Annotated in this window: 15 protein-coding genes and 1 CRISPR repeat array; of the genes, 13 read left to right on the top strand and 2 right to left on the bottom strand. The window is 36.5% G+C overall.

Annotated elements, in window-relative coordinates; translation table 11 throughout:
- Positions 1-727: 727 nt before the first annotated feature.
- Positions 728-955, bottom strand: a complete 228-nt coding sequence (mazE, locus tag RV15_RS07500) for a type II toxin-antitoxin system PemI/MazE family antitoxin (RefSeq protein ID WP_071877441.1) — start codon at positions 953-955, stop codon at positions 728-730.
- Between the two features lie 644 nt (positions 956-1599).
- On the opposite strand from mazE, the gene RV15_RS07495 reads away from it, so the two are divergent.
- The 11 genes from RV15_RS07495 (at position 1600) to RV15_RS07445 (ending at position 16223) form a co-directional block, all read left to right on the top strand.
- Positions 1600-4029 carry a CRISPR-associated helicase/endonuclease Cas3 gene (locus RV15_RS07495; protein WP_071877440.1) on the top strand — a complete coding sequence of 810 codons (2430 nt, stop codon included), beginning with the start codon at positions 1600-1602 and terminating at the stop codon, positions 4027-4029.
- A gap of 44 nt (positions 4030-4073) precedes the next feature.
- The gene (gene cas5c / locus RV15_RS07490) at positions 4074-4805 is read left to right on the top strand and encodes a type I-C CRISPR-associated protein Cas5c (RefSeq protein WP_071877439.1); all 732 of its coding nucleotides are present in this window, start codon (positions 4074-4076) and stop codon (positions 4803-4805) included.
- Positions 4805-6727: a type I-C CRISPR-associated protein Cas8c/Csd1 gene (cas8c, locus tag RV15_RS07485; RefSeq protein WP_071877438.1), complete on the top strand. Its 1923-nt coding sequence runs from the start codon at positions 4805-4807 to the stop codon at positions 6725-6727. The genes cas5c and cas8c overlap by 1 nt, the downstream gene beginning before the upstream one ends.
- 3 nt (positions 6728-6730) lie before the next feature.
- Positions 6731-7594: a type I-C CRISPR-associated protein Cas7/Csd2 gene (cas7c, locus tag RV15_RS07480; protein WP_071877437.1), complete on the top strand. Its 864-nt coding sequence runs from the start codon at positions 6731-6733 to the stop codon at positions 7592-7594.
- 1 nt (position 7595) lies between these two features.
- Complete coding sequence (cas4, locus tag RV15_RS07475) at positions 7596-8249, top strand: CRISPR-associated protein Cas4 (RefSeq protein WP_071877436.1); 654 nt, start codon at positions 7596-7598, stop codon at positions 8247-8249.
- Complete coding sequence (gene cas1c / locus RV15_RS07470; protein ID WP_071877435.1) at positions 8246-9274, top strand: type I-C CRISPR-associated endonuclease Cas1c; 1029 nt, start codon at positions 8246-8248, stop codon at positions 9272-9274. Before cas4 ends, cas1c begins: the two co-directional genes overlap by 4 nt.
- A 9-nt stretch (positions 9275-9283) precedes the next feature.
- Positions 9284-9574, top strand: a complete 291-nt coding sequence (gene cas2, locus RV15_RS07465; protein ID WP_069653990.1) for a CRISPR-associated endonuclease Cas2 — start codon at positions 9284-9286, stop codon at positions 9572-9574.
- Positions 9575-9741: 167 nt separating this feature from the next.
- Positions 9742-12492: a CRISPR direct-repeat array (repeat unit 33 nt; unit sequence GTCTAGCTCTGTTTAGAGCTAGTGGATTGAAAT).
- Between the two features lie 181 nt (positions 12493-12673).
- Positions 12674-13381 carry a response regulator transcription factor gene (locus tag RV15_RS07460; RefSeq protein ID WP_071877434.1) on the top strand — a complete coding sequence of 236 codons (708 nt, stop codon included), beginning with the start codon at positions 12674-12676 and terminating at the stop codon, positions 13379-13381.
- Complete coding sequence (locus RV15_RS07455; protein WP_071877433.1) at positions 13368-14744, top strand: sensor histidine kinase; 1377 nt, start codon at positions 13368-13370, stop codon at positions 14742-14744. The genes RV15_RS07460 and RV15_RS07455 overlap by 14 nt, the downstream gene beginning before the upstream one ends.
- Positions 14745-14864: 120 nt before the next feature.
- Complete coding sequence (locus tag RV15_RS07450; protein WP_167364085.1) at positions 14865-15473, top strand: PepSY domain-containing protein; 609 nt, start codon at positions 14865-14867, stop codon at positions 15471-15473.
- A 213-nt stretch (positions 15474-15686) separates the two neighbouring features.
- Positions 15687-16223: an HdeD family acid-resistance protein gene (locus RV15_RS07445; RefSeq protein ID WP_071877431.1), complete on the top strand. Its 537-nt coding sequence runs from the start codon at positions 15687-15689 to the stop codon at positions 16221-16223.
- Between the two features lie 333 nt (positions 16224-16556).
- Here RV15_RS07445 and RV15_RS07440 read toward each other — a convergent pair whose 3' ends face one another.
- Positions 16557-16922, bottom strand: coding sequence for a hypothetical protein (locus tag RV15_RS07440; RefSeq protein WP_071877430.1), 366 nt, complete (start codon positions 16920-16922; stop codon positions 16557-16559).
- Between the two features lie 192 nt (positions 16923-17114).
- Here RV15_RS07440 and RV15_RS07435 point away from each other — a divergent pair, with 192 nt between their 5' ends.
- Both RV15_RS07435 and RV15_RS07430 read left to right on the top strand, forming a co-directional pair.
- A complete protein-coding gene (locus RV15_RS07435) occupies positions 17115-17942 on the top strand; it encodes an AraC family transcriptional regulator (RefSeq protein WP_071877429.1) in 828 nt (275 codons plus the stop codon).
- A gap of 113 nt (positions 17943-18055) precedes the next feature.
- Positions 18056-19324, top strand: coding sequence for a PTS sugar transporter subunit IIC (locus RV15_RS07430; protein ID WP_071877428.1), 1269 nt, complete (start codon positions 18056-18058; stop codon positions 19322-19324).
- The last annotated feature ends 1 nt before the right edge of the window (position 19325 follow it).

Here is a 19325-nt window from a genome sequence, read left to right as displayed (position 1 = left end):
CAAAAAGTGTCTAGAAATTCTTACAAGAATTAGGTACAATAAAGAAGCTAGTGCTTCGGTACTGGTAAATGGGCAACTTGGATAGAGAGGTACTGCTTTCTATTCAGGGCTTCATTGAACGGTTGGCGCCGAACAATGAAGTGCCTTTTTTGCTTTGAATCACTACGCTGTCGTTTCGATCGCATCAATTTCTAAGAGCTAAAGCTTTAAGAATTGAAGGACTGCGACTGGCTATAAGACATAGCGGATGATGAAAAGTACAACGTGAATAAAATGAACGTTGTTCCCCTGAAAGTTCTTCTTCGTCTCAAATTTTCTAGGATAGAAATAAAAAAAGACGATCCACAGGTGACCTGTAATCGTCTACAAATAGGCAAGATAAAGAAACTATAAAATGTGTCGTCACTATAGAAGTGTACAACAAAAATAGATCCATCCTTACGCTATTGGCAAAGTTGTTTTACAGATACTGCTGTTTAAACAAGGCTTCTGGTTTGGTTGGCGCCAGACCACGAAGAGCCAATTTATTTATTTTTAATGTTAGTTATTTCTATCCTATGCGTTTTATTATACAGAAAGAGTGGCTTGTTCACAACGAATTTTTTTGTGGGAAGGGATTAAATAACAGGGAAATTAGGTTCCTTATATATAAGGAAAAATAACAAAGTTTTTTTATGGTCGATTATTTTTGTTGATTTTGAATTATGCCGAATGGAAAAGTTCTCTTCTACCAAGGGGCTAATTCAGACCACTCATCAGCTTCGTAAAATTCACCCTCGTAACCTTCTGAAAATGGATCGTCTATTTTTTGTATTAATGCAACTGAGCCGCTAATTGCATAGACAACTATATATTCTTTATTTAGTTCAGTATTTAATTCAGTTTTTTCTCTGTTATGTGTAGGAAAATCTGTAATTGCAGAGTTTCTTTGTAATCTTGATTTTGCAAATAACATATTTATCACTCCTGGGTTATTATTTTGCTATAGGATATATAATTTTGTGGAAAATAATTGTTGAGTAAATAGTTATTGGAGTAGTCTTAGAACTATTCCAGCAATGGCTTAATGAAATTGTTTAAGTAAGCTTAGGTATTTATAAAGAATATCAGCCCAGAATATATAATCTGGGCTGACGATAGATGAAAATAGTAAATATAGAATCTTTTCAATCCACACACTAAAATGTGACAAATTACAAAGTATTATACCATAATAGTTGTTAAAATAAATTGAATTTCAAAGAAGTATTGACTGTCTTTAAATCATTTGTTACAATTTGACTATATAATCAAATTTTTCTGAAAATAGTATATATTGAATCGAATGTGAGGTAGAAGTGTGGAAAATAAGCAGTCTTTCGAAAAGTTATTGTTTGTCGTTATTAGTGGACTAATTCCAGTTATTATAGATAAATTTTGGGAGTATCAAATTAAACTTTCTACTTTATTCATACTAGCATTAGTAATTTTGTTAGTCGTCTACTTTTTTCTCTATCAATCAAAAAATTAACTCAACTATTTAAAATTTTAGATAGTTCTTTTTTTTATAAATGATATAATGTATTTAAGACAATTAGAAATCAATTAAGGAGATTAAGTATGTATATAGCACATGTGAGGAAATCAGATAAAGAGAACCAATATTTAAAAGATCATCTAGCAGAATGTGCCGAATTAAGCGCTGATTGGGGCGAAAAAATAGGACTGAGAAAAACTAGCTATTTAGCTGGTTTGCTTCACGATCTAGGAAAATATTCAAATGAATTCCAAGTGTATTTAAAAAAAGCAGTGGCTGATCCGAAAAGCGTGACACGTGGCAGTGTCGATCATTCAACAGCTGGCGGTAAGCTTCTGTTTGATTATTGTCACAAAAATAGTCGTGATCCATTTTCATATATTCTTGCTGAATTGGTAGGTAATGCAATTATTTCTCATCATAGTAGCCGAGGTCTACAAGACTTTTTTACCCCAGAAGGAGAAGCGACTTCAGATTATCTCAGACGAGTAGATGAAATTGAGGTCGTTGAGTATGAACTAATCAAAGGTCGTTTTTTCCAAGAAGTAATGTCAGAAGAACAGTTTCAGAAATTACTGTTGGAAGCAACAAAAGAATTGAAAGGGTTTTATCAAACTGACGGAAAGAACCGAGTCAAACAAAACGACACCTTTTTCCTTTTGAAATTCATCTATAGTTGCCTTCTTGATGCAGACCGAACAAATACGATGTTATTTGAAGAAAATAAAATATTTAAACAGCATGAAAATGACGTATTACTTCAATCCTATAGCCAAAGCTTAGAAGAATATATCTCAACATTTACAGCTGACACGCCAATCAATCAACTTCGTAGTCAAATGTCAGAACAGTGTAAAAATTTTGCTGAAAGAAAAACAGGGATTTACACCCTGTCGATTCCAACAGGAGGCGGGAAGACGTTGGCAAGTTTACGTTTTGCCTTGAATCACGCTATCAAACATGGAAAAGAACGCATTATTTATGTCGTGCCCTTCACGACTATTATTGAGCAAAATGCTGCAACCGTTCGAGAAATTTTAAAAGACGAAGTAAATATTCTAGAGCATCATTCCAACATTTTTACGGATCAGGAAGAAACGAAAGAAAGACAGTCGGAAGAATCAGAAGCAGAAAAAGAAGCCTTAGAGCAGAAACAAGCATTAATGAAAGACAATTGGGAAAGTCCAGTAATTTTTACCACAATGGTGCAGTTTCTAAATACGATATACAGCCGAGGAACGCGAAATCCACGTCGTTTTCATAACTTAACAAATGCGGTGATTATTTTTGATGAAGCACAAGGTGTTCCAACAAACTGCACTCATTTATTTAATGAAAGCTTGAACTTCTTAAAAAATTACGGCACAACGACAAGTGTTTTATGCACTGCAACTCAGCCATCTTTAGAAAATGTCGGTAGAGCGTTAGCCAAAGAATCCGATGGCGAAATGGTTTCTAACTTATCAGAAGTAGAATCAAAGTTTAAACGAGTAGAGGTTATTGATCGGACAACAGATGAAGCATGGACGCTTGAAGAGCTAGCAGAGTTTAGCGAAGAAATTTTAGCAGAAAAAGAAAACCTGCTGATTATTTTAAATACAAAAAAAGCTGTTCGAAGTCTCTATCAGTATTTGGAAAATAAGCAATTAGAGAATATTGAATTATATCATTTGAGTACTTCAATGTGTGCCAAGCATCGGAAAAATTTATTGGATGAGCTGCGTGAAAAGCTAAAAAGGAACGACACAAAACTCATCTGTATCACAACGCAATTAATTGAAGCTGGTGTGGATATCAGTTTCCAATCCGTTATTCGTTCAGTAGCAGGATTAGACTCAATTGCGCAAGCGGCAGGACGTTGTAATCGTCACGGCGAAATCAAACAGCAACCAGTCTATCTAATCAATCTTTCAGCAGACCTTGAAAATCTGACTCATTTACCAGAAATTAAACAAGGTCAAGAAATTACGCTAGATATTCTTAAAGAAAGCAGTGAACTAGAACAAAAGGAATTACTTTCTCATGATGTTCAAAAACGGTATTTTGATCGATATTATGATTGTTTTAAGGATGAATTAAATTATCCCGTAAAAAGGACATCCCTCAATCTCTTTAGTCTATTAGGTGAAGGGGCTAATGCTCTAGAGCACTACAAACGAACACATGGCTCTGCTCCTCTATTGGCTTTTAGAAGTAGTCCTAAAACAGTAGGAAAATATTTTCAGGTCATTGATAGCCCAACAACATCAGTACTTGTTCCGTATAAAAAAGGCAACGATCTAATCGCTGATTTAAATGGAGAGTTGAGACCAGAAGAGTATGCCCCTACTTTAAAAAAAGCACAACAATATATGGTCAATGTGTTTCAGCACGAACTGATGGAACTTCAAAAAACGGGTAGTATTTATCCGCTTCTGAATGGAGATATTCTAGCACTTACAAGTAATGCATACGATTTGAAATTTGGTATCGATTTAGAAGCTGAGGCTGCGAGCGGCTATTTAGAATTTTAGTTTTATCTAGCTGCATGGGCTCATTCAAAAAGGAGGAAGCATCAATGAAATATAAAAATCAAATTTCTTTTAGAGTTGAAGGTGAGTATGCTCTTTTTACTGATCCTTTGACAAAAATGGGTGGAGAAAAGATGACCTATCAAGTTCCTACCTATCAAGCCTTAAAAGGAATTACCGAAAGTATCTACTGGAAACCATCAATTGTTTATTACATTGATGAAGTACGTGTAATTAAATCAATTCAAATGGAATCTAAAGGCATGCGCCCAATGAAATACAATGACAGCAGTGCAAGTGATTTAGCTTATTATACGTATTTGAAAAAGCCTGTTTATGAAGTGAAAGTCCATTTTGAGTTTAATCAACATCGTCCTGATTTAAAAGGCGATTGGAATGAAGATAAACATTATCAAATTTTAAAACGTTCAATCAAAGCTGGCGGAAGAAGGGATATTTTTCTAGGTACGCGAGAATGTCAGGGATATGTGGAACCTGTTGAGTTTGGTGTGGCAAAAGGGGACTATGATGCGTATGAAGGTGAGCTACATTTTGGCACAATGGTGCATGGGTTATCCTATCCAGATGAAACAGGGAGAGACGAACTAGCTGTTCGTTTGTGGCACCCGATTATGGAAAAAGGGATTATTCAGTTTCCTCGCCCAGAAGCATGTACCTTAGTTCGACCGCTTAGAACGATGCAAGCTAAAACATTTGAACTTTCAGAAATAGAACCCGTCGATCAGTTATTTGAATCCTTGGAACAGGAGGTCGAATGATGAGTTGGTTGAATGACTTATATGAAACGTACAGAGAAAATGCCGACCAAGTAGGAAAAGTCCAACGAACTTCGGCTGGAAAAGAAATTGTACTTTTACCCATTGCACATGCGTATCAAAATGCTCAAATCGAAGTAACGATAATGCCAGAAGGTGAATTTTATTCAGCAAGCGTCGTTCCAAAAGAAGACGCTCAAACAATGATTCCTGTAACGATCGAATCTGCTGGAAGAGCAGGTTCAACGTCTGCACCACATTTAATCCATGACAATTTAGTTTATGTTGCGGGTGATTTTGAGCACTATGGTGGTGTTTACAAAAAGAATAAAGCTGGAAAAAATTCTTATCAGATGTATTTAGAAAACTTGCAGGCTTGGTGTGAATCAGATTATTCTCAGCCAGTCGTTAAAAGTGTTTTAAGTTATTTAAAAAAAGGCAAACTAATTGAAGATTTAATACAGGCAAAGGTAATGGTTGAGAAAAATCATCAACTTATTCCCAAATGGTCAAAAGAACTAGAAGCAGAATTTGGCGAGAAACCAGCATTATTCAGTGTAGTAGTTGGAGAACAAGCAACCTCTTTCGTTCGATTTGCTGTTCAAGAACCAGGAACAGGAAAACGACCACTCTGGGGAGATTCAGAAATCATTGACTCCTTTGTCGCTTATTATACAAACGAACTGACGAACGAAGGGCTGGATTATGTGACGGGCAAAATGTTACCTCTGACAGAAAATCATCCTTCGAAAGTGCGTTATGGCGGTGATATGGCGAAAATAATTTCTGGCAATGATTCGGTGAATTTCACCTATAAAGGTCGTTTTACAGATAAAAATCAAGTGGCTTCGATCAGTTATGAAGTCTCTCAAAAAGGCCATAACGCCTTAAAATGGTTGATTGGCAAACAAGCATTTATTTTAGATGGACGAGTCTTTTTAACCTGGGGGAAAAAAGAAACGAATGTTCCTAATCCAGAAGAATCCAGTGCTGATTTTCTTGATTTCGATGCTATTTTTGCAAAAGATGAAGAAGCAGAAGTTTTACTAAACCCAGATACAACCCATCAACAATTTTCTGAGTTGTTTAAAAAAGCCTTGAATGGTTATAGTGTAAAGCTTGCTTATCACGAACCAATTTACATCATGATTCTAGATGCAGCTACTCCAGGCAGAATGGGGATTCTGTACTATCGTTCGATTGAAAAAGAACAATACTTTGCTCGAATTGAAGACTGGCATCAAACTTGTTTCTGGCGACATACTTATGGCAGTAAAAATAAGCAGCGTTATACTTTTTGGGGAGCGCCATCTTTGAGGGATATCGCCGAAGCAGCCTATGGTTCACGAGCGAGTGATACGCTGATAAAAAATACAATTCATGAACTATTTCCTTGTGTTGTAGATGGAAAAAGGATTCCAATAAATCTAGTTCGAAATCTCCTACAAAGAGCGTCAAATCCTGTAAGCATGGAAAAATGGGAATGGGAAAAAACATTAAGTATTGCCTGTGCAGTAATGAAAAAACACTTTAATTTTAAAAAGGAGGAAAAAAATGTGGCTCTAGATAAAAATCAGAAAGATAGAAGTTACTTATTTGGAAGAATGTTGGCAGTTGCTGATGTGTTGGAAGAACGTGCCTTATATAAAGCAGGTATTAATAGAAGTACAAATGCGATTCGCTATATGAATGCTTTTAGTAATCATCCGTTAAAAACTTGGAGGATCATTCAAGAAAATTTGATTCCGTATCAAGCAAGGTTAAGAGGAAAAGGAAGTTATTATCAAAAATTATTAGATGAAATTGGTGATTCTTTTGAGTTTGAAGACTATACAGATAAAGCTTTAGACGGGAAATATTTATTAGGTTATTATAGCCAACGAGCAGATTTGAAGAAAAAAACAGAAGAGAAAACGGAGGAATAAATCATGACAGTTTTAACACACAAAATCGACTTTAAGGTAATCACATCAGTAACAAATGCTAATCCAAACGGAGATCCGTTAAACGGCAACCGACCACGTCAAAATTTTGAAGGTTATGGCGAGATTTCGGATGTAGCGATCAAACGGAAAATACGCAATCGTCTACAAGATATGGGAGAGAAAATTTTTGTGCAATCTGATGATCGGGCAGATGATGGATTGAAGAGCTTGAAAGACCGCGTAGATTCTGTCGAAGAATTAAATAAAATTGCTGCTGATAAAAAGAAAGCAGATGTGAACCGATTTAGTGAAGTAGCTTGTGAAACGTGGATCGATACGCGTAGTTTTGGACAGGTATTTGCATTTAAAGGATTGGAACTTTCTGTAGGTGTTCGTGGTCCAGTTTCCATACAAACTGCAGTCAGCCTTGAACCAATCGACATTAATACAATGCAAATCACAAAAAGTGTCAATTCAGTCAGTGAGGGTGGCGGAAAAAGCTCTGACACCATGGGAACCAAACATTTCGTCGACTTTGGCGTCTATGTCTTCAACGGCAGCATCAACGTCCAACTAGCAGAAAAAACAGGTTTTACCGAAGCGGATGCAGAAAAAATCAAAGAAGCCCTAACAACTCTTTTCGAAAACGACGCATCATCCGCTCGTCCAGATGGCAGTATGGCAGTCGAAAAGGTTTACTGGTGGGAACACCCAAGCAAAATGGGCAAAGCATCATCCGCGAAAGTCCATCGCTCTGTAAAAATCGAAAAAATTCCTGAAGTTGATCGTGCAAAATCATTTGACGATTACACAGTAACTGTTGAACCACTAGAAGGAATCGAGCTATCTGTCATCGAAGGGCTATAACATGTACGATGAACAAGATTATTTAATGATTTCAGGTATTCAACATTTTCTGTTCTGCCGTCGTCAATGGGCGTTGATCCATATTGAGCAGCAATGGCAAGAAAATGTGCTGACGTTGGAAGGTCAATATTTACATGAAAAAGCCGATCAACCAACAATTCGTGAAAAGCGCAAAGATCGTTTGATTGTTCGCGCATTGCCAATCCATTCACCAACTTTAGGAATTACTGGAATCTGTGATGTGGTGGAATTTGTGCAAGATCCAAACGGTGTAACATTAAACGGAGAAACGGGAACTTATTTACCTGTACCAGTTGAATACAAGCATGGTAAACCCAAACAAGAGCTTAGTGATATATTACAATTAACAGCTCAAGCCGTTTGCTTAGAAGAGATGTTAGTATGTGAAGTACCGAAAGGCTATTTATATTATCATGAAACAAAACGCCGAGAAGAAATCGAAATTACGCCTGCTTTACGAGAAGAATTACAAAAAAATGTAGCAGAAATGCATCAATATTGGAAAAGACGCTATACACCAAAGGTTAAAACTGGAAATTTTTGTAAAAAGTGTTCATTACAAAATATCTGTTTACCTAAATTAATGAATGTTCAAACAGTCAAAGGCTACTTAGATCGGAGGTTATGTGAATGAAAAAGCTGTTGAATACCTTATTTATAACATCCTCAGATGCCTATTTAGCTTTAGATGGTGAGAATATTGTTGTCAAAATAGATGAAAAGAAAAATCGAGTTCCACTTCATAATATAGAAGCCATTGTCACTTCTGGTTATTTAGGTGCTAGCCCTGCGCTAATGCGCAAATGTGCTGAAAAAAATATTGGAATTACTTTTTTAACGAATTCTGGTAAGTTTGGCAGTCGAGTGACTGGTGGTACAACTGGCAATGTCACATTGCGGAAAAAGCAATATCGTTTATCTGATATTGAAGCCGATAGCTTGGAAATTGCCCGTCATTTTATTATTGGCAAATTATATAATCAACGCTGGATGTTGGAACGAATGACAAGAGAGAATACGATGCGAGTTGATGTCGAACGTTTTAAACAAATTTCTGGCGAATTAAAAAAATACATTGAAGATATTCGCGAAGTCGGGGATTTAGAATCATTAAGAGGAATCGAAGGACAAGCAGCAAATCGTTATTTTCTATTGTTTGATCAAATGATTTTACAGCAAAAAAGTGATTTCGGTTTTTATGGTAGAAACCGCCGACCACCTTTGGATAATGTAAATGCAATGCTTTCCTTAGCTTATACTTTGTTAGCGCAAGAATGTGCTGCTGCATTAGAAACTGTTGGACTTGATCCTTATGTTGGCTTTATGCATCAAGATCGACCGGGTAGAGCTTCTTTAGCACTAGATTTGATGGAAGAGTTGCGAGGCATTTATGCGGATCGTTTTGTCTTAACCTTGATCAATAAAAAAATAGTGACTGAAAAGGATTTTGTGAAAAAAGAGAGCGGTGCAGTAATTTTGACGGATGATGGTAGACGTACTTTCTTTCAAAAATGGCAAGAAAAGAAACAAGAGCAAATTCAGCATCCATTTTTAGGTGAGAAAATCAATTGGGGGTTAGTTCCTTACGCTCAGGCATTGTTATTAAGTCGCTTTTTAAGAGATGATTTAGATGGTTATCCACCGTTTTTATGGAAGTAGGTGAAAAGTATGTTAGTGTTGATCACTTATGATGTCGCAACAAGTTCTAAGAATGGAACTCGTCGTTTGAGGAAAGTAGCAAAAAAATGTCAAGATTATGGACAACGTGTTCAGAATTCTGTTTTTGAATGTGTTGTTGATGCAACGGAGTTAACTAAGTTGAAGAAAGAACTGGTTGATTTAATTGATGAAGAATTAGATAGTTTACGTATTTACCGCTTGGGAAATAATTATCAAAATAAAGTAGAGCATATTGGTGCAAAAGAAAGCTTTGATGTAGAAGCTCCTTTGATATTTTAAGTAAAATTGGTGCGAACCCCAAGTGCACATGAAATCACTGGGGGATCCGCACCAAATTTTAGGTATATTTTATTTAAAAAAAGCCGTTTTTCTCATCTGAATTTAATTTAATTGCGGTTTATTTGTGAAAAGGTGAAGAAATGACATGTATTTATGTCATTTTCACAGTCTAGCTCTGTTTAGAGCTAGTGGATTGAAATTTCCCAATTGGTTTTGTCTGTTGCTAAGTTTATGTCTAGCTCTGTTTAGAGCTAGTGGATTGAAATGTATGTACAACATTGCAGAAGATAATCTATACAACGTCTAGCTCTGTTTAGAGTTAGTGGATTGAAATCCCTGTAATATCGTTTTAAAAGACGATCGCACGATTGTCTAGCTCTGTTTAGAGCTAGTGGATTGAAATATATTGATGATATTTACATTAGCTGCATTAAGTATGTCTAGCTCTGTTTAGAGCTAGTGGATTGAAATGAATCCACACACGTTTTAGTATTTCCTCACTTAATGTCTAGCTCTGTTTAGAGCTAGTGGATTGAAATGTCATTCAAAGCAAGTGACTATCCATCCTTTAGTGGTCTAGCTCTGTTTAGAGCTAGTGGATTGAAATAATTTCGTGTATATTAAAAATGTGATAGCCGATGTCTAGCTCTGTTTAGAGCTAGTGGATTGAAATCTCCACGTGGATTCTCGATAAAGTAATACATTGGGGTCTAGCTCTGTTTAGAGCTAGTGGATTGAAATTTCCAGTATAACCATTGAAGTGCCAGTAAACATTGGTCTAGCTCTGTTTAGAGCTAGTGGATTGAAATATAATGATGCTGGAAGTCAAGCGGCGACAGCATCAGTCTAGCTCTGTTTAGAGCTAGTGGATTGAAATAATCTATGATTTAAGAGAGGGGCTTAAAGATGAGTCTAGCTCTGTTTAGAGCTAGTGGATTGAAATGTAACCACCGCTTTTGATTGTGAATTCCTTTTTTAGTCTAGCTCTGTTTAGAGCTAGTGGATTGAAATGTTCTGTTTCCTGTTCGGCGTAAAGCTTCATTACGATGTCTAGCTCTGTTTAGAGCTAGTGGATTGAAATACTTTAGGAGTGATCACATGATAAGAATTGATATAGTCTAGCTCTGTTTAGAGCTAGTGGATTGAAATCGATTCTTGGACGTCTTCAAGTGTTTTGGTTAGTAGGTCTAGCTCTGTTTAGAGCTAGTGGATTGAAATGTTCTGTTTCCTGTTCGGCGTAAAGCTTCATTACGATGTCTAGCTCTGTTTAGAGCTAGTGGATTGAAATACTTTAGGAGTGATCACATGATAAGAATTGATATAGTCTAGCTCTGTTTAGAGCTAGTGGATTGAAATCGATTCTTGGACGTCTTCAAGTGTTTTGGTTAGTAGGTCTAGCTCTGTTTAGAGCTAGTGGATTGAAATCATAGGGATTTCTTTTGCATACCCCCACTTAAAGTCTAGCTCTGTTTAGAGCTAGTGGATTGAAATTTTAAATGTTTCTTTGCTCAATCCGATCCACTCATGTCTAGCTCTGTTTAGAGCTAGTGGATTGAAATTTGATACATATTTGCGGGCGTGATCCCGCTGAAGTGTCTAGCTCTGTTTAGAGCTAGTGGATTGAAATTTTGCATCCACTTAATCTGTTGTTTACCTTTGACGTCTAACTCTGTTTAGAGCTAGTGGATTGAAATAAACATTTCCACACCCCCTTTCGATGATTAAACGTCTAGCTCTGTTTAGAGCTAGTGGATTGAAATAGTGATCGTGTGTTCTTTGTTATATCTATAAATTGTCTAGCTCTGTTTAGAGCTAGTGGATTGAAATTAAATATAAAATGCTTGAAGATAATGAAACAAATACGTCTAGCTCTGTTTAGAGCTAGTGGATTGAAATTAAATAAAAACCGTAGTTATTATTTTCATGTGATGTCTAGCTCTGTTTAGAGCTAGTGGATTGAAATTTTTTATGTCTGGATGTCCGCCACCGCCTGGTGTTGGTCTAGCTCTGTTTAGAGCTAGTGGATTGAAATCTCGGTTGCTAAAGACGTGGCAGGACTCGAACCTACGTCTAGCTCTGTTTAGAGCTAGTGGATTGAAATTGATTATGAAACAGAAGGTGTTTTGTATATTTTAGTCTAGCTCTGTTTAGAGCTAGTGGATTGAAATTCTATGTATAAACTCCTTACGACCTATACTTCAAAGTCTAGCTCTGTTTAGAGCTAGTGGATTGAAATAAAACGTCCACCTTTTATCGCATCGGCTAAATCCGTCTAGCTCTGTTTAGAGCTAGTGGATTGAAATATTTTCGACAATCGGGTGACATTTTGAACATAAGAGGTCTAGCTCTGTTTAGAGCTAGTGGATTGAAATAGTGAGCCAACCCAGCCATTTATCAAAATTGTGACGTCTAGCTCTGTTTAGAGCTAGTGGATTGAAATGTTTAGTTAAATATCGTAATCTCCTGCTACTTGCCAAGTCTAGCTCTGTTTAGAGCTAGTGGATTGAAATCTTTCGTTTTGCTCTAACACCCAAACAGTAAAAGTCTAGCTCTGTTTAGAGCTAGTGGATTGAAATATTAAATCGCTATCCTTCGTTTTTACAATTTTTTTCGTCTAGCTCTGTTTAGAGCTAGTGGATTGAAATCCAATGACCGATGAGGCATTAAAAACAGCAAGAAGGTCTAGCTCTGTTTAGAGCTAGTGGATTGAAATATTTTATTCTTATACTGCGATACACTCATTAGACTCGTCTAGCTCTGTTTAGAGCTAGTGGATTGAAATTTTAGAGGTATTGGCGATGTTGACTTATGGGGAGCGGTCTAGCTCTGTTTAGAGCTAGTGGATTGAAATCTCCGTTACTTAAATCAATCCAAGGGTTATTGGAGTCTAGCTCTGTTTAGAGCTAGTGGATTGAAATATCCTGGTATCCTTTCCAAAAAAAGCGGACACAAAGTCTAGCTCTGTTTAGAGCTAGACCCATCAAAAATACCAACCACTCGCAATCCCACCAGTCCCATAAAAATGAAGATTTTTTCATCATAATTTGCTTGACCAAGCTAAAAATAGTGGGTACGCTATGTAAAAAGGCGGTGGAAAAAATGGATAAGGTAGTTATTTTGCTAGTAGAAGACGAAGCGAGTTTGGCTAATTTTATTTCAGAAGAACTTAAGTTTGAAGGTTATGAAGTACTTTATGCCCCTGATGGAGAGCTGGCGTTGGAACTATATAAACAAAATCAAGAAACCATTACACTACTCTTGTTAGATTGGATGTTGCCAAAATATGATGGAATCACCGTTGCAAGAAGGATTCGCCGTAACAGCCAAGTGCCAATTATCATGATGACTGCTAGAGATCAGTTGGCCGATAAAGTTAGCGGTCTGGATGCTGGTACAGATGATTACATCACGAAGCCCTTTGATATAGAAGAATTATTAGCCAGAATTAGAGTGATCCTCAGACGAGCAGAACAACAAGAAAAACTTCAGCAGCAATTGGTTTATCGGTACAGTGACTTGTCCTTAGATTTGACCAAGCGAACCGTTGAACGTTTTGGAGAGCTGATTCAATTGACACAAAAGGAATTTGAATTATTAGCAGAATTGATCAAACAGCCTGAAGTCGTTTTAACACGAGATCAATTGCTCAATGCGGTTTGGGGCTATGATTATTTTGGTCAGACGAATGTTGTGGATGTCTATATACGCTCACTGAGAAACAAGATCGATCACAATCCGAATCAGCGTTTGATTCAAACGGTTCGTGGAGTAGGCTATGTTTTGAGGTCCAGCGATGGAGAAAACTAAAAAGACGTTCCGTGAACGGAAAAATACTACCCAATTTCAATTGACACTTCGTTTTATTGGCTTACTTGTTTCTGCTGTATTGGTTTTAAGCCTAGCAATCATGGGAATCACGATTGCAGAGTTATATGAATCGACGAAAGAACAGACGGTATTAGTAGAAGAGTCGCTGAAAAGTGATCAGAAAAAAACGGCAAATGACTGGCAAAAGACTTTAGCTGGTTCGGTTCCTAAAGAAAATTCTCCTTATTTGATTCGCGTTGGTTTAGAAAGCGGAGAGGTGATTTTTTCATCTGATGATGCCGCAGAATTGTATGATGAATTTCCTACTTTGAAACAATTCATTTTATTTGATCGGGTGTTATGGACAAGTGAGATAGAACCTTATTATTATACAAGTTTTCAAACAGGACAGACCAAAGTCACTATTCTAGTGGATATGGAAGATCAATTTGAAGTGATTGAAAGAATTTTTTCAGTTACCATTTTTCTAACCATTATCGTGATTGGCATTGGTTCATTGGTCACGTATCGTTTTTCAAGGAAAATCAGTGGCGCATTAGTTGCTATGGATCAGGAAATTAGTCAGCTGGAAAGTTCATCTGCTGAACAAGAATTAACGGTTCCAAAGACGCCACTGGAAGTTCAAAATATCGCGAAATCATTTAATGTATTACTCGTAAAACAGCGTGCATCATTAAAAAGAGAGCAGCAATTTGTCACCGATGCATCACATGAATTACGTACACCGCTAGCGGCTATTCGTGGGCATGTCAATCTGATTAAACGCCGTGGAAAAAACCACCCTAAAGTGATCCCAACGTCATTAGAATATATTGACAAAGAATCAAAACGAATGGAAATACTGGTTGAACAACTGCTGACTTTAGGTCGTCTGGAAAACCAAATGGAGACAGAAGTAATTGATTTATCATTGTTGATCCAGCAAACGATCAACGAGCTAAAAGTCATGATGCCTCAAAGTTTGATTGTCCAAATTGAAGAAAAAATAGTGATCAAAGGATGTTCAGAACATTTCTATCAGATGACTAGAAACTTGCTTGAAAATGCTGTGAAATACACAGATGATACTGGAAAAATTAGCGTTAAGCTTTTTACTAAGGGTCAGCACATTTATCTAATGATAGAGGATTCTGGAATCGGTATTTCAAACGAAGAAAAAAGTAAGGTGTTTGAACGATTTTATCGAGTGGATCGATCGCGTTCTAGTGAAATTCCGGGTACAGGAATTGGTTTAGCAATTGTTAAAGAATTGGTTGAGTTGTATCAAGGAGATATCGTAGTAACGGATGCAAGGCCTACAGGAACTTGTTTTACTCTAACCTTTGCAGCAACTAGTCTATAAAAAATGAAGATTTCTTCATTTAACTTTCACATAGATTTATTTTTTTCTGTTCGCTCTGCTGTTAAGATAATAGTGTAAAGCAAAGGAAAATTGAAAGGAATGAACAATATGAATAAAAAAATGATTATAACAACAGTTTGTTTAGGCGTTATCTTGGCAGGTTGTACAAGCAACAACAAATCACTGGAAAGTAACGAAAAAAGTCAGGCCGGCAGTGAAACGCTCAGCCAGTCAACGACGAATGAGTCTAGTATAAAAACAACAGATAAAGCAAATTTGTCTGAAATAAAAGTGACTGTTGAAGAAGCAATCAAAGCATACGAAGAAGCGTATCCCAACACAGCGATTACTTCACTTGATTTAGATACCTCTTTTGGCTCTTATTATTATGAGATTCAAGGAGTCGATGATAGTAAGGAATACGAAGTGAAAATCAATGCAGCAACCGCTAAATTAACAAAAGAGCGAGAAGAAACACTAGATCGTGAAGAGCAAAATGGTGTAGAAAAAGAAAATAAAGCCTTGGATTTAAAAGGATTGAAGTCCTTGGAAGAAGCTTCAAAAATAGCACAGGAAAGTGCTGGACAGGGAGAAGCTGTTGAATGGTCTTTAGACCGAGAACTGTCTATCACCTATTGGGAGGTCAAAGTACGTTCTGGAAATGATGAAATATCCATAAAAATCGATGCACAAACAGGTGAGGTCATTGAAAAGGAAATAGAGGATTAAATAATAAGCGACAGTTAGAAATGTTTTTTTTTAATAAGAGTGAAAAGATTGTTTTTAACTGTTGCTCAGATTTTTATTTAAGAAAAAGAGCATTAGCTGAGTAAAGAGTGTTATAAAATATCGTGAAAGTTGGACCTTATCATTCGTCTTATTCCAAGAAGTTCTATACAATATAAGTAGAAATCAAGTAAAGCGTTAATGGAGGGGATAACAATGAATAACGTTATGGAACAATTAAGAAAATATGCACTTTTGCGAGGAATTGTTTATATTATTTTTGGTCTATTGATTTTAATTAACCCAAGAAGTGTCTTCCAATTGGCTGTTTATTTTATATCGGCTTATATTGCCATTATGGGTGTACTAAATCTGTATGATGGTTTTAAGGTCAAAAAAGCAACAGGTACCTATGGAATGAGTTTTCTAGGCGGGATCATTTTACTAGTAATTGCAGGAATCGTACTGGTTTTTGCAAAAGGAATCGTAAGTATCTTACCAATTTTCCTAGGACTGGTGATCGTGATTGTGGGAGTTACTCGGGCCATTCAATCAGTCAATTTACGGACGTATGTCAATGTCAGCTGGTTACCGATGTTGATTTATAGCGTGATTTTAATCATTGCTGGATTAGTTTTGACATTTAATCCTTTCAGCAGTCTGTTGGTATTATTCCAATTGTTCGGCGGAATTTTGATATTTATGGGAATTGGTGAAGTTGTTTCATTTTTCCAATTGCGCAATATTGACTAATTAAGAGGATGGGACTGAAGCGTTTAACTCCGATAACCAAGTAGGTACTGTGCAACATCAACTCATACTTCGTTGTGTTTTACAGCAATAAGAAGGAATTCACGAAAATTGCCAAGAATCACAGTAAGTTTACGAACTGATGATGATTGGTAACTACTCGGTGTTTTTCAAATTTTTGTGACCAAGTAGGTACTGTTCTACATCAGCTCGTACCTTGCTGTGTTTTACAGCAATTTCAGCTTATTTCCGAAGGAGTTGTTTCTGCTCCCACCGTTTATTCGGATTCCTTGAGGCTGGGATGTAACTCATAGAGTTACATCCCAGCCTTTTTATTTATTTCAATTCTTCTAATTCAGCTTCGGAATCCTTTAATTGAGCTTGTAGATCCTCAATCCCTTGTTTGCCTAATACGACACCCTCATCATAGTTGGCTTGCATGTCTTCCATGGTATTTTCTGTTGCCATTTCTTCAGCTTGCTTTTGGATCTTCTGCATTGAAGCAATAGATTCTTTTAGAATTGAGATTTCTTGAACTAATTCTTGCTTTCTTTTTGCGTCTTCCTCGCGCTTTTTAGATTCTTTTTCAAATTGAGCTTCTGTTTTTGTACTTTCAGAAGTTTTTTTGCCCTCATTAGAATTACCGCAGCCAGCTAGTGTCACCATAGACAAAGCAAGGACTGCTACTAGTGTTTTTTTCATATTATTCTCCTTTTCCCCAACCAAAGTCAGATTGAAACGAATTATAAAAACATTTGTTCAATCAGTATTAACCGTATCATAAAAATGAGTTTCCCTCAATATGAAAAATCAGCAGAAAGAACATTCTCTTTTTATTGACCTAAAAAATAGCTTATAATTTAACCGTCAAATCAAAGTGAAAGAGGGCTGATTATGAAACATGAAATGATCTCACCAAATAAAGATTATCCATTTAAACTATTTTCTTTTACATCGAGAAATCCAGATCGACTGATTTCTACCCATTGGCATGAAAGCGCAGAGTTATTGTATTGTCTAAAAGGAAACTTAGAAGTCCGTTTTCCTCAAGTAACGTATTTACTGGAACCAGGCGATACCTTATTTATCAATTCCAATATTATTCATTCCTCTAGAAGTCCTTTACCAAATGAAGTTTTTGTCATGCAGTTTCCTTTAAAATTTTTGCAGGAAATGACGCAAAATCAATACAATGATCAATTCTTATTCAATTTGATCCCTTTGAAGGAAAAAGATGAGCAACTTCAAACATTATTGAATCAAATTTTTAAAGATTATCAAGTCAATGATTTAGCAACAAACCTACTTGTTAAGAGTCGGACATTGGCGGTTTTATCACTGTTGACAGAAAAATACAGTATTCCTTTAGCCACTAAAAAAACAATCAAGAGCTTAAAGCATCTTGAACGCTTGAAACAAGTGAATGAATATGTGCAAATCAACTACAATCAATCACTGAAATTAGAACAAGTGGCGGAAGTGTTTAACTATGACCCAGCCTATTTTTCACGATTTTTCAAAAAATATATGGGCATTCCTTTTTCTGAATATGTGAATACTGTGCGATTGGAGAAAGCGTATTATCAATTAAGAGATACTGATATGACCGTTTTAGATATTGCGATGGCTAATGGTTTTTTCTCAGTAAAATCCTTCTACAATGTGTTTAAAAAGAATTACAGCTTGTCTCCACAACAATATCGACAAAAATATTTCAAATAAAAAAGTCATTATTTTTCCGATTTGAAGACGAAATAAGCACAGAAATGAGGGGGAATACTCAGTATACTGAATTCAAGTAAAGCGCTTACTGGATATTGAGAGGGGAAATATACATGAAGAAAAAGATAATTGGTCTGTTTGATAAGGTAAGTCCATTTTTTGATAAGATGGGCAATAATCCTTATCTCCAAGCCATTTCTGGGGCAATGATGTCAACGTTGGGTCCAGTATTTATAGGCTCCGTTGCGGTATTATTAGTTGTTTTTATGAATATGTCTAAAACGTTGCAAGGATTCACACAAGTGATTGCATTATTAGGGAAAGTCAATACATTTACGATTGGTTCTCTGGCATTATATATTTCTGTTTTGATGGCGATTAATTTGGTTCGTAAATTAGATGAAAAAGAAGACTACGTTGCAGCTGGCATCATTTCACTGATGAGTTTTCTTTTGATCACACCTCTTGATAAGACGGCGGATGATATTGCAGCACTACCTACCACTTGGCTAAGTGCACAAGGTGTCTTTTCAGCGATGATCGTAGGGTTAGTTGTTGGACGTTTGTTTATAGCGATCAAGCGTAGAGGTTGGACGATCAAAATGCCGGAAGGTGTACCGCCAATGGTAACACGAATGTTTGAATCATTGGTTCCTACTGTATTGATTGGGATTTTATTTATTTTAGTTGATTTAGGCTTTAGTTTAACTACATTTGGAAATATGCATCAATTTGTTTACACGATTATTCAAGAACCGTTAAAAGGCATCGGTGGCTCGATCGGTGCAATGATTATTCTAAGCTTAATTCAGCAGATTCTTTGGTTTTTTGGGATTCATGGGACCAATGTGATCATCCCTTTGGTTACCCCTTTATGGATGGCTATGGATGTTGAAAATATGAATGCAGTAACGGCTGGTCAAGTACCACCGAATATTGTTGGGTTGGCCTTTTTCAATATTATTACGTTTGGCGGCATGGCCTTAGGGTTAGTGTTATTGATGTTGCGGGCTAAAAGTAAGCAATATCGGGAAGTTGGTAAGATTTCTATTGTGCCAGCGTTATTTGGAATCACAGAACCTGTGATTTTTGGAACGCCTTTAGTATTGAACTTTGATTTAGCGATTCCGTTTATTTTTAATAATAGTATTGGTTTGATTTTAGCGTATGTGTTAACGAAAATCGGGCTGGTTTCAAGATTTGTCGGAGTACAAGCGATTTTTGGATTACCGATCGGATTTCATGCTGCGGTTCAGGGAAGTATTTCTGTGATTATTTTACAATTGGTGATCCAACTGGTATTATCGCCACTGCTCTGGTACCCATGGTTCAAGCGTTTAGATAAAAAGACTTATTTGAAAGAGCAAAGTGAAGAGGTGTAAA

This window comes from Enterococcus silesiacus, from assembly GCF_001886225.1.
GTDB lineage: Bacteria > Bacillota > Bacilli > Lactobacillales > Enterococcaceae > Enterococcus_L > Enterococcus_L silesiacus.
Note: the sequence above shows the minus strand (reverse complement) of the source record. Positions and strands in the feature narration are given on the sequence as shown.